General features: G+C 73.3%; 10 protein-coding genes. All 10 read left to right on the forward strand.

The genetic code is table 11. The features are described from left to right. Positions 1 to 7 precede the first annotated feature (7 nt). A complete protein-coding gene (carA, locus tag HCN52_RS05230; RefSeq protein ID WP_168087190.1) occupies positions 8 to 1,111 on the forward strand; it encodes a glutamine-hydrolyzing carbamoyl-phosphate synthase small subunit in 1,104 nt (367 codons plus the stop codon). Beyond that, positions 1,104 to 4,427: a carbamoyl-phosphate synthase large subunit gene (gene carB, locus HCN52_RS05235; protein ID WP_168087183.1), complete on the forward strand. Its 3,324-nt coding sequence runs from the start codon at positions 1,104 to 1,106 to the stop codon at positions 4,425 to 4,427. Before carA ends, carB begins: the two co-directional genes overlap by 8 nt. A gap of 15 nt (positions 4,428 to 4,442) precedes the next feature. After that, positions 4,443 to 5,645 carry a quinone-dependent dihydroorotate dehydrogenase gene (locus HCN52_RS05240; RefSeq protein ID WP_168087184.1) on the forward strand — a complete coding sequence of 401 codons (1,203 nt, stop codon included), beginning with the start codon at positions 4,443 to 4,445 and terminating at the stop codon, positions 5,643 to 5,645. Positions 5,646 to 5,665: 20 nt separating this feature from the next. Continuing rightward, positions 5,666 to 6,553, forward strand: coding sequence for an orotidine-5'-phosphate decarboxylase (pyrF, locus tag HCN52_RS05245; RefSeq protein WP_168087191.1), 888 nt, complete (start codon positions 5,666 to 5,668; stop codon positions 6,551 to 6,553). A 671-nt stretch (positions 6,554 to 7,224) separates the two neighbouring features. Further along, entirely contained in the window at positions 7,225 to 7,548 is a 324-nt protein-coding gene (locus HCN52_RS05250) for an integration host factor (protein WP_168087185.1), read from the forward strand. Between the two features lie 62 nt (positions 7,549 to 7,610). Beyond that, positions 7,611 to 8,207, forward strand: a complete 597-nt coding sequence (gene gmk, locus HCN52_RS05255) for a guanylate kinase (protein ID WP_168087186.1) — start codon at positions 7,611 to 7,613, stop codon at positions 8,205 to 8,207. 102 nt (positions 8,208 to 8,309) lie between these two features. Continuing rightward, positions 8,310 to 8,582, forward strand: coding sequence for a DNA-directed RNA polymerase subunit omega (gene rpoZ, locus HCN52_RS05260; RefSeq protein WP_103504618.1), 273 nt, complete (start codon positions 8,310 to 8,312; stop codon positions 8,580 to 8,582). Between the two features lie 205 nt (positions 8,583 to 8,787). Continuing rightward, positions 8,788 to 10,020 (forward strand): bifunctional phosphopantothenoylcysteine decarboxylase/phosphopantothenate--cysteine ligase CoaBC, encoded by a 1,233-nt coding sequence (gene coaBC / locus HCN52_RS05265; protein WP_168087187.1) that lies wholly within the window; start codon positions 8,788 to 8,790, stop codon positions 10,018 to 10,020. A 238-nt stretch (positions 10,021 to 10,258) separates the two neighbouring features. Then, on the forward strand, positions 10,259 to 11,467 hold the full coding sequence (gene metK, locus HCN52_RS05270) for a methionine adenosyltransferase (RefSeq protein ID WP_168087188.1): 1,209 nt from the start codon (positions 10,259 to 10,261) through the stop codon (positions 11,465 to 11,467). Positions 11,468 to 11,633: 166 nt separating this feature from the next. After that, the coding region (locus HCN52_RS05275; RefSeq protein ID WP_446696966.1) for a primosomal protein N' family DNA-binding protein at positions 11,634 to 12,281 on the forward strand (648 nt) is incomplete at its 3' end.

Here is a 12,281-nt window from a genome sequence, read left to right on the forward strand (position 1 = left end):
CCCCGCCATGCTCGTCCTGGAGGACGGCCGCACCTTCGCGGGCCGCTCCTACGGGGCCGTCGGCCAGACCCTCGGTGAGGCCGTCTTCTCCACCGGCATGACCGGCTACCAGGAGACCCTCACCGACCCCTCCTACCACCGCCAGGTGGTCGTGATGACCGCCCCGCACATCGGCAACACCGGCGTCAACGACGAGGACCCCGAGTCCCGCCGCATCTGGGTGGCCGGCTACGTCGTCCGCGACCCCGCGCGCCGCCACTCCAACTGGCGCGCCACCCGCGGCCTCGACGAGGAGCTCGCCGACCAGGGCGTCGTCGGCATCAGCGGCGTCGACACCCGCGCGCTCACCCGGCACCTCCGGGAGCGCGGCGCCATGCGCGTCGGCATCTTCTCCGGAGAGGCGCTCGCCGCCCCCGACGTCCTGCTGGAGCGGGTCCGCTCCGCGCCGCAGATGGCCGGCGCCGACCTCTCCGCCGAGGTCGCGACCGCCGAGCCCTACACGGTCCCCGCCGTCGGCGAGAAGAAGTACACCGTCGCCGCGGTCGACCTCGGCATCAAGGGCATGACCCCGCAGCGGATGGCCGAGCGCGGCATCGAGGTCCACGTCCTGCCGGCCACCACCACGCTGGAGGAGATCTACGCCCTCGACCCCGACGGCGTCTTCTTCTCCAACGGTCCCGGCGACCCCGCCACCGCCGACCACCCGGTGGCACTGATGCGCGGCGTGCTGGAACGTTCCACCCCGCTGTTCGGCATCTGCTTCGGCAACCAGATCCTGGGCCGCGCCCTCGGTTTCGGCACCTTCAAGCTGAAGTACGGCCACCGCGGCATCAACCAGCCGGTCAAGGACCGTGCCACCGGCAAGGTCGAGGTCACCGCGCACAACCACGGCTTCGCCGTGGACGCCCCGCTGGACGGCGTCAGCGACACGCCGTTCGGCCGGGCCGAGGTCTCCCACGTCTGCCTCAACGACGACGTCGTCGAGGGGCTGCGCCTGCTGGACCGCCCCGCGTTCAGCGTCCAGTACCACCCCGAGGCGGCAGCCGGCCCGCACGACGCGGCCTACCTGTTCGACCGCTTCGTCTCCCTGATGGAGGACCAGCGTGCCTAAGCGCTCCGATATCCAGTCCGTCCTGGTCATCGGGTCCGGCCCGATCGTCATCGGCCAGGCCGCCGAGTTCGACTACTCCGGGACCCAGGCGTGCCGGGTCCTCAAGGCCGAGGGGCTGCGGGTCGTCCTGGTCAACTCCAACCCGGCGACGATCATGACCGACCCGGAGATCGCCGACGCGACCTACGTCGAGCCGATCACCCCCGAGTTCGTCGAGAAGATCATCGCCAAGGAGCGCCCCGACGCGCTGCTGCCGACCCTCGGCGGCCAGACCGCGCTCAACACCGCGATCTCGCTCTTCGAGTCCGGCGTCCTGGAGCGCCACGGCGTGGAGCTGATCGGCGCGGACGTCGAGGCGATCCGCAAGGGTGAGGACCGCCAGCTGTTCAAGGAGGTCGTCGAGGCGGTCAACGGCCGCATCGGCCACGGCGAGTCCGCCCGCTCCGTGATCTGCCACACCATGGACGACGTGCTGGGCGGGGTCGACGCGCTCGGCGGGTACCCCGTCGTGGTCCGGCCGTCCTTCACCATGGGCGGCGCCGGCTCCGGCTTCGCCCACGACGAGGAGGACCTGCGTCGTATCGCCGGCCAGGGTCTCGCGCTCTCCCCGACCACCGAGGTGCTCCTGGAGGAGTCCATCCTCGGCTGGAAGGAGTACGAGCTGGAGCTGATGCGCGACAAGCACGACAACGTCGTGGTCGTCTGCTCCATCGAGAACTTCGACCCGATGGGCGTCCACACCGGCGACTCCATCACCGTCGCACCGGCGATGACCCTCACCGACCGCGAGTACCAGGTGCTGCGCGACATCGGCATCGAGGTCATCCGGGAGGTCGGTGTCGACACCGGCGGCTGCAACATCCAGTTCGCGGTCAACCCCGACGACGGCCGGGTCGTCGTCATCGAGATGAACCCCCGGGTCTCGCGCTCCTCCGCGCTCGCCTCCAAGGCCACCGGCTTCCCGATCGCCAAGATCGCCGCCAAGCTCGCCATCGGCTACACGCTGGACGAGATCCCCAACGACATCACCGAGCAGACCCCCGCCTCCTTCGAGCCCACGCTCGACTACGTGGTCGTCAAGGTCCCCCGGTTCGCGTTCGAGAAGTTCCCCGGCGCCGACCCCACCCTCACCACCACCATGAAGTCGGTCGGCGAGGCGATGGCGTTCGGCCGCAACTTCACCGAGGCCTTCAACAAGGCGCTGCGCTCGCTGGAGCAGAAGGGGTCGCAGTTCGACTTCTCGCGCGCCACCCGCGGCGCCGACGAGTGCGAGGCGCTGCTGCGCGCCGCCGCCGTCCCGACCGACGGCCGGGTGCACACCGTCATGCGCGCCATCCGCGCCGGTGCCACGCAGGAGCAGGTCTTCGCGGCCACCCGGATCGACCCCTGGTTCATCGACCAGTTGTTCCTGATCCACGAGGTCGCCACCGAGATCGCCGACGCGGAGCGGCTGGAGCCGGAGCTGCTGCGCCACGCCAAGCGCCACGGCTTCTCCGACGCCCAGATCGCCGACATGCGCGGGCTGCGCGAGGACGTGGTGCGCGAGGTCCGGCACGCGCTGGACATCCGCCCCGTCTACAAGACGGTCGACACCTGCGCCGCCGAGTTCGCCGCCCGCACGCCGTACTTCTACTCCTCCTATGAGGAGGAGACCGAGGTCTCGCCGCGGGAGAAGCCCGCCGTGATCATCCTCGGCTCCGGCCCCAACCGGATCGGGCAGGGCATCGAGTTCGACTACTCCTGCGTCCACGCCTCCTTCGCGCTCAGCGAGGCGGGCTACGAGACCGTGATGGTCAACTGCAACCCCGAGACCGTCTCCACCGACTACGACACCTCCGACCGGCTGTACTTCGAGCCGCTCACCCTGGAGGACGTGCTGGAGATCGTCCACGCGGAGACGCTGGCCGGCCCCGTCGCGGGCGTCGTCGTCCAGCTCGGCGGCCAGACCCCGCTCGGACTGGCGCAGGCGCTGAAGGACAACGGCGTCCCCATCGTGGGCACGTCGCCGGAGGCGATCCACGCCGCCGAGGACCGCGGCGCCTTCGGCCGGGTCCTCGCCGACGCGGGGCTCCCCGCGCCCAAGTACGGCACCGCCTTCTCCTACCCCGAGGCCCGGGCCATCGCCGCCGGCATCGGTTACCCGGTCATGGTCCGCCCGTCGTACGTGCTGGGCGGCCGCGGCATGCAGATCGTGTACGACGAGGAGGCGCTCGCCGCCTACCTGGAGCAGCACGCCGGACTCGTCGCCGACCACCCGGTCCTCATCGACCGGTTCCTCGACGACGCCATCGAGATCGACGTGGACGCCCTCTACGACGGCGAGGAGCTCTACCTCGGCGGGGTCATGGAGCACATCGAGGAGGCCGGCATCCACTCCGGCGACTCGGCGTGCGCGCTGCCGCCGATGACCCTCGGCGGGCACGACATCAAGCGGCTCCGCGCCTCGACCGAGGCGATCGCCCGCGGGGTCGGCGTCCGCGGTCTGATCAACATCCAGTTCGCCATGGCCGGGGACATCCTGTACGTGCTGGAGGCCAACCCCCGCGCCTCGCGGACCGTGCCGTTCACCTCCAAGGCGACCGCCGTCCCGCTGGCGAAGGCCGCCGCCCGCATCTCGCTGGGCGCGACCGTCGCCGAGCTGCGGGCCGAGGGCATGCTCCCGGCCACCGGTGACGGCGGGACGCTGCCGCTCGACGCCCCGATCTCCGTCAAGGAGGCCGTGATGCCGTGGAGCCGCTTCCGCGACACCCACGGCCGCGGGGTGGACACCGTCCTCGGCCCGGAGATGCGGTCCACCGGCGAGGTCATGGGCATCGACGCCGTCTTCGGCACCGCCTACGCCAAGTCGCAGGCCGCCGCGTACGGCGCGCTGCCCACCAAGGGCCGCGCCTTCGTCTCCGTCGCCAACCGGGACAAGCGCGCGATGATCTTCCCCGCGCGGACGCTGCGCGAGCACGGCTTCGAGCTGCTGGCCACCTCCGGCACCGCCGAGGTGCTGCGCCGCAACGGTGTCGAGGTCACCTCGGTGCGCAAGCACAACGAAGGGGAGGGGCCCAACGGCGAGCCGACCATCGTCCAGCTCATCCACGCCGGCGAGGTCGACCTGATCGTCAACACGCCCTACGGCACCGGCGGCCGGCTCGACGGCTACGACATCCGCACCGCCGCCGTCGCCCGCGGCGTGCCGTGCCTGACCACCGTGCAGGCGCTGTCCGCCGCGGTCCAGGGCATCGACGCCCTCGCCCGCGACGAGGTGGGCGTCCGCTCCCTCCAGGAGCACGCCCAGCACCTCAACGCCGCGCGCTCGCAGAGCTGAGGAGGACCGACGCCGATGACCACCCCATCGGGCGCCGGTGCCCCCCGCGCCACGGCACCCGCCGTGGCGCGGGGCGGCGACCGCGCCACCGCCCACCCCGGCTACCGCCTGCTCTTCCGCACCGTCTTCCGCCGGATGGACCCCGAGCGGGCCCACCACCTCGCCTTCGGGGCAATGCGGGCCGCGGCCCGGGTCCCCCTGGTGCGCCGGGTCGTCTCCCGGGTACTCGCGCCCAGGCCCGCGGAACTGCGGGTGCGGGCGCTCGGCCTGGACCTGCCCGGACCGCTGGGTCTGGCCGCGGGGTTCGACAAGAACGCCACGGGCATCGACGCCCTCACCATGGCCGGGTTCGACTTCGTCGAGGTCGGCACGGTCACCGGCGAGGGGCAGCCCGGCAACCCGGCGCCGCGGCTGTTCCGGCTCCCCGAGGACCGCGCGCTGGTCAACCGGATGGGCTTCAACAACGACGGCTCCGCGGCCGTCGCCCGCCGCCTCACGGAGCGCCGTCCGGCCTTCGACGCCCGGCTCGGTGTCAACATCGGCAAGACCAAAGCGGTCCCCGAGGCGGACGCCGCGGCCGACTACGTCACCTCGACCGAGCGGCTGGCCCCGCACGCCGGCTACCTCGTGGTCAACGTCAGCTCGCCCAACACCCCGGGACTGCGCAACCTCCAGGCGACCGAGCACCTGCGGCCGCTGCTCACCGCGGTGCGCCAGGCGGCGGACCGGGTGGGCGGTCCCGGCGGCCGCCGCGTCCCCCTCCTGGTGAAGATCGCCCCCGACCTCGCCGACGAGGACATCGACGCGGTCGCCGACCTCGCGTTGGAGCTGGGGCTGGACGGCATCATCGCCACCAACACCACGATCTCCCGCGACGGTCTGGCCACCGCGGCCGACCGGGTCGAGGAGATCGGGGCGGGCGGCCTCTCGGGCGCCCCGGTGCGCGACCGCTCGCTGGCGGTGCTGCGCCGCCTGCACGCCCGTACCGGCGACCGCCTCGTCCTGGTGGGCGTGGGCGGCATCGAGACCGCCGACGACGCCTGGGAACGCATCCTGGCGGGCGCCACCCTCGTGCAGGGGTACAGCTCCTACATCTACCGCGGGCCCTTCTGGCCGCGGGCGGTGCGCACGGGGCTCGCCGAGCGCCTGCGGCAGAGCCCCTACCGGACGCTGGCCGACGCGGTCGGCGCCGACAACCGGAAGGCGGCCACCCCGTGACCCCCACCCCGCCGACCGCCCTGCCGGTGGCCACGCCCTTCGGGGAGCGCCTGCGCGCCGCCACCGCCCGCCGCGGCCCGCTGTGCGTCGGCGTGGATCCCCACGCAGCCCTGCTGCGGGAGTGGGGGCTGGGCGAGGACGTGGCCGCGCTGGAGCGCTTCTGCGGCACGGTCACCGAGGCGCTCGCCGACCGGGTCGCCGTCGTGAAGCCGCAGTCGGCGTTCTTCGAGCGGTTCGGCTCCCGGGGCGTCGCGGTGCTGGAGCGGACCGTCGCCGACTTCCGCGAGGCCGGCGCCCTGGTGCTGCTGGACGTCAAGCGCGGCGACATCGGCTCCACGATGGGTGCCTACGCCGAGGCCTACCTCGCCCCCGACGCGCCGCTGTTCTGCGACGCCGTGACGCTCTCGCCCTACCTGGGGTACGAGGCGCTGCGGCCGGCGCTGGACCTGGCGACGGCCTCCGGCTCCGGTGTCTTCGTGCTGGCCCGGACCTCCAACCCGGAGGGTGGCGAGGTGCAGCGCGCCCGCCGCTCCGACGGCTTGGGGGTGGCGGCCGACGTGCTCGCCCGGCTGGCGCGCGACAACGCGGCCACGGCGGTCGGGTCGCCGTTCGGCTCCTTCGGCGCGGTCGTCGGCGCCACCCTCGCCGGGGTGCCCGGCGGGGTGGGCGGCGACGGTGCGGACGGCGCCCTGACCCACGCCGATCTGGACATCGGCGGCCCGCTGCTGCTGCCCGGGCTGGGCGCGCAGGGGGCCCGTCCGGAGGACCTGCCGGCGCTGCTGGGCCCGGCGCTCCCCGCGGCGCTGCCCAGCGTCAGCAGGGACGTGCTGCGCCGGGGGCCGGACCGCGGCGCGCTGCGCGCCGCCACCGACCGCTGGAGCGGGGAACTGGCCGCCGTCATCGGCTGACCCGCCCTGTTCGGCCGCCGCGCCCCGCCACGACCCCGTGGCGGGGCGCGGTGCCGTTCCCGGGCGACGCGCCTGCGGTGGCCCGGCCGTGCTCCGGCGGTGCCGGGACGGCGGGTGAGCGGCGGTCGTCGGACCCGGCCCGACCGGGGGAGACCGCCGCCGACCGGCGAGGACCGTCGCCTGCCGGACAGCCGACCGGCGGGATCCGGCCGACCTCGCGTCGATTTCGGGCGGCGAAAGCCACGCTCGGGGGGCTGTGACCCGCTTCCATGACTGTTGCACCGGATGTCCACCACATCACCACGTTCCCGATCGTGGTACCTCTTCGAACATCTGCCCGTGACGCCAGGGGAAGGGTGTGGGGTACGCCGTTGCAGGTCACGGGGGGAGCGCACGACCGGCGCGCGCTCGGCCGCATGGATCATGCGCGTTCCGGAACCGTGGGCGCCGGTCCTCACGCGCCGAGGTGGTATCGGCGCAAATGTCCAAAGTCCCAACAGCTGACCTGGAGTTTTCGGTTGATCTCGCTGACTCGGGGCCTCTTGCCCGCTAGTCTCCGTCGAGAGCGGAGCCCGGTGCGCCGCCACCGGCTCCGCAGCGAGCCGGGGTGCGGGGCACCGTGTCCGCTCCCTTATCCCATCCGACCGTTCGATACCTGAGGTGACGTAGGCGTGGCTCTTCCGCCCCTTACCCCTGAACAGCGCGCAGCCGCGCTCGAGAAGGCCGCCGCGGCTCGCCGGGAGCGCGCCGAGGTCAAGAATCGGCTCAAGCACTCCGGTGCCTCGCTGCACGAGGTCATCAAGCAGGGCCAGGAGAACAAGGTCATCGGCAAGATGAAGGTCTCCGCGCTGCTGGAGTCGATGCCGGGCGTCGGCAAGGTCCGCGCGAAGCAGATCATGGAGCGGCTCGGCATCTCCGAGAGCCGTCGGGTCGGCGGGCTGGGCTCCAACCAGATCGCCTCCCTGGAGCGCGAGTTCGGGAGCACCGCCTCCTGACGTCCGGGGCGCGCGGCGGGCACGGATTTCCCCGCCGCGCCCCCGGGCGGGATAATCGCCGCATGAGTGAGGTTGTCTCCGGGGGGACGTCCCCCGCGGTACCCCCCGGCCGTCCGCGGCTGACCGTTCTCTCCGGCCCCTCCGGGGTCGGCAAGAGCACGGTCGTCGCGCACATGCGGCAGGCCCATCCCGAGATCTGGCTCTCGGTGTCGGCCACCACCCGCAGTCCCCGCCCCGGTGAACGCCACGGCGTCCAGTACTTCTTCGTCGACGACGGCGAGTTCGACAAGCTCGTCGCCAACGGGGAGCTGCTGGAATGGGCCGAGTTCGCCGGGAACCGCTACGGCACCCCGCGCAACGCGGTGCTGGAGCGGCTCGCGGCCGGCGAGCCGGTGCTGCTGGAGATCGACCTCCAGGGCGCGCGCCAGGTCCGGGAGTCCATGCCCGAGGCACGGCTGGTCTTCCTGGCTCCTCCGAGCTGGGAGGAGCTCGTGCGCCGGCTGACCGGGCGCGGCACCGAGGCCCCCGAGGTCATCGAGCGCCGGCTGACCGCCGCCCGCACCGAGCTGGCCGCGGAGTCGGAGTTCGACCACACGCTGGTCAACACCTCCGTCGAGCAGGTGGCGGCCGAGCTGCTAGCCTTGACGCGTACCTCCTGAACGTCTCGTCACCGCGCGTGATCGCCGCCGGGCCGGTACCGGCCGCTCGGCCGGCCCGTCCGCTGACCATGACGTTCGCACCCCACCACCGGAAGGCAGAGCGTGTCCTCTTCCATCGCCACGCCCGAGGGCATCATCAATCCTCCGATCGATGAGCTGCTCGAGGCCACCGACTCCAAGTACAGCCTGGTGATCTACGCCGCCAAGCGCGCCCGTCAGGTCAACGCGTACTACTCGCAGCTCGGTGAAGGCCTGCTGGAGTACGTCGGCCCGCTGGTGGACACCCACGTCCACGAGAAGCCGCTCTCCATCGCCCTGCGCGAGATCAACGCCGGGCTGCTCACCGCCGAGGCCATCGAGGGCCCTGCGGACTGACACACGCCCCTGCGACACCGCGAAGGGGCCCGGATGCCGAGAGGCGTCCGGGCCCCTTCGCCGTGCCGGGGTCCGGGACCGCTTCCCGACCGCGGGAGGTGCGTCCCCGCCGCATACCCTGGAGCCGGACGCGCCGGGCTGCCGGCGCGTCGGCGGAGTGCGACGGCGGTGGGCGCGCCCAGGCGCGGGCCCCGGGAGGAGAACAGTGACGCGGAGCACCGGGGCCGTTCGGCCCGAGATCGTGCTGGGCGTGGGCGGCGGCATCGCCGCCTACAAGGCGTGCGAGCTGCTGCGGCGGTTCACCGAGTCGGGCCACGCCGTCACGGTGGCCCCCACCGCCTCCGCACTGCAGTTCGTCGGGGAGGCGACCTGGGCGGCGCTCTCCGGCCGCCGCGCCTCCCACACGGTCTGGCAGGACGCGCACGAGGTGCCGCACGTCCGGATCGGTCAGCGCGCCGACCTCGTGGTGGTGGCCCCGGCCACCGCCGACGTGCTGGCGCGCGCCGCCCACGGACGCGCGGACGACCTGCTGACCAACACCCTCCTCACCGCACGGTGCCCGGTGGTCTTCGCCCCGGCCATGCACACGGAGATGTGGGAGCACCCGGCCACCCGTGAGAACGTCGCGCTGCTGCGCGACCGCGGCGCGATCGTCATCGAGCCCGCCAGCGGCCGGCTCACGGGCAGCGACACCGGCAAGGGGCGGCTCCCCGACCCGGCCGAGATCTTCGCCGTCTGCCGCCGGGTGCTGGCACGGGGCGAGCGCGCGGGCGAGCGGGACCTCGCCGGGCGCCGCGTCGTCATCAGCGCGGGCGGCACCCGGGAACCGCTCGATCCGGTCCGCTTCCTCGGCAACCACTCCTCCGGCAAGCAGGGCTACGCGCTGGCCCGCGCCGCGGTGGCGCGCGGCGCGCAGGTGACCCTGGTGGCGGCCAACACCGCGCTGCCGGACCCGGCCGGTGCGACGGTGGTGCCCGTCTCCACCACCCGCGAGCTGGCGGAGGCGGTGACGGAGGCGGCGCGCGGTGCCGACGTGGTGGTGATGGCGGCGGCCGTCGCCGACTTCCGCCCCGTCCGCGTCGCCACCGGGAAGATCAAGAAGCGCGACGGGGTCGACCCCGAGCCCATCGCCCTGGAGCGCAACCCCGACATCCTGGCGGGGCTCGCGGCCCCCGGGGCCGACCGGCCGGCGGTGGTCGTGGGCTTCGCCGCCGAGACCGACGACGTGCTGGCCTCCGGGCGCGCCAAGCTGGCCCGCAAGGGATGCGACCTGCTGGTGGTCAACGAGGTCGGCGGCGGGCGGGCGTTCGGGACCGAGGACAACGAGGCGGTGCTCCTCGACGCCCGCGGTGGTGAGCGCCACGTGCCGTACGGTCCCAAGGACGTGCTCGCCGACGCGGTCTGGGACGCCGTGGCGGCCGAGCCTGCACTCTCCTGAACGGCCGCCGGTCGAACAGGAAGAAGTCAGAGCCCGATCAGGCCGCGAAGCGAACAGATCCGAACCGATCAAGGTGCGAAGCGGCCAGGACGCGTACGGCACCCGACTCGAATCGCCCAGTATGCGAACGCCGTGGCTCCGCGGCGGACCCGCCCGATAGACTGCCGGCGAGCGGCGCCGCCCTGCGGCCTGCCGTTCGCCGAACGAGCCAGCAGCCGCTGCAACCCCAGGGAGCGATGTGTCGCGCCGCCTTTTCACCTCGGAGTCGGTGACCGAGGGTCACCCGGACAAGATCGCTGACCAGATCAGCGACTCCATCCTCGACGCCCTGCTGAAGGAGGACCCCTCCTCGCGGGTCGCCGTCGAGACGCTGATCACCACCGGCTTGGTGCACGTCGCCGGTGAGGTCACCACCAAGGCATACGCCCCCATCGCGGGTCTGGTCCGGTCGAAGATCCTCGAGATCGGTTATGACTCCTCCAAGAAGGGCTTCGACGGCGCCTCCTGCGGGGTCTCCGTCTCCATCGGCGCCCAGTCCCCGGACATCGCCCAGGGAGTGGACACCGCCTACGAGGCACGGGTCGAGGGCGAGGACGACGCGCTGGACCGGCAGGGCGCCGGCGACCAGGGGCTGATGTTCGGCTACGCCTGCGACGAGACTCCCGAGCTGATGCCGCTCCCGATCCACCTCGCGCACCGCCTCTCGCAGCGGCTCACCGACGCCCGCAAGAACGGCACCGTCCCCTACCTGCGGCCCGACGGCAAGACCCAGGTCACCATCGAGTACGACGGCGACAAGCCCGTGCGGCTCGACACCGTCGTCGTCTCCAGCCAGCACGCCTCCGACATCGACCTGGACTCGCTCCTCACCCCGGACATCCGGGAGTTCGTGGTGGAGCCCGAGCTGAAGGCCCTGGTCGCGGACGGCATCAAGATCGACACCGACAACTACCGGCTGCTGGTCAACCCGACCGGCCGCTTCGAGATCGGCGGCCCGATGGGCGACGCCGGTCTGACCGGCCGGAAGATCATCATCGACACCTACGGCGGCATGGCCCGGCACGGCGGCGGCGCCTTCTCCGGCAAGGACCCGTCCAAGGTGGACCGCTCCGCCGCCTACGCCATGCGCTGGGTCGCCAAGAACGTCGTCGCCGCCGGACTCGCCACCCGGTGCGAGGTGCAGGTCGCGTACGCCATCGGCAAGGCCGAGCCCGTCGGCCTCTTCGTCGAGACCTTCGGCACCCACCGGGTCGACGTGGAGCGCATCGAGCAGGCCATCCGCGAGGTCTTCGACCTGCGGCCGGCCGCCATCATCCGAGCCCTGGACCTGCTGCGCCCGATCTACGCGCAGACCGCCGCCTACGGGCACTTCGGCCGCGCCCTCCCCGACTTCACCTGGGAGCGCACCGACCGCACCGAGCAGCTGCGCGCCGCCGCCGGCGTCTGACACCGCACGCAGTGCACCACCCCTGTTCCCCCGGCCCCCGCGGCCGGGGGCACACGGCCGCGGCCTGTCCGGACCGTCCGCCCACGGCCGCGGGGTCTCGCACACCTCCGCGGGCGGGCGGGGGCGGAGACCGGCCGCTGTCCGCGACGTCTGGTGTACTGGCCGGGTGAGTACCGAGCACGACCAGCAGGAGGGCCCCGAACAGCTCGCGCTGCTCAGCGGGGTACGAGGCGCCGGTGCCGGGAAGCAACCGCGGGCGCGGCCCCGGACCTGGCGCGACGCCCCGCGGGCGTCTGCGCTCCCCGTGGCGCGGGTCCTGGTGGACAAGGGCCAGCTGCACCTGGACCGGCTCTTCGACTACGCCGTCCCCGAGGCGCTCGACGCCGACGCCCGTCCCGGCGTACGGGTGCGTGTGCGGTTCGGCGCCGGGGAGCGCGGCGGACGCCGCGAGGGCGGCGGGCTGATCAACGGCTTCGTGGTGGAACGGGTGGCCCGCAGCGACTTCCCCGGCACGCTCGCCCCGCTCGCCCAGGTGCTCTCGCCGGAACCGGTGCTCACTCCGGAACTGCTCACCCTGTGCCGTTCGGTGGCCGACCGGTACGCGGGCTCCCTGGCGGACGTGGTGCAACTCGCCGTTCCGCCCCGGATGGCGCGCGCCGAACGAGCCGCGGTCCCGGAACCCCCGCCCCGCCCGGCGCCGCCGGAGCCCGGCGGCTGGCAGGACTACCGCGCCGGCGCCGCCTACCTGGACGCGCTGACCGGCGGCCGCGCCCCACGGGCGGTGTGGAACGCACTGCCCGGCCCCGGCTGGCCC

The sequence above is a fragment of the Streptomyces bohaiensis genome, from assembly GCF_012033785.1.
Lineage (GTDB): Bacteria > Actinomycetota > Actinomycetes > Streptomycetales > Streptomycetaceae > Streptomyces > Streptomyces bohaiensis.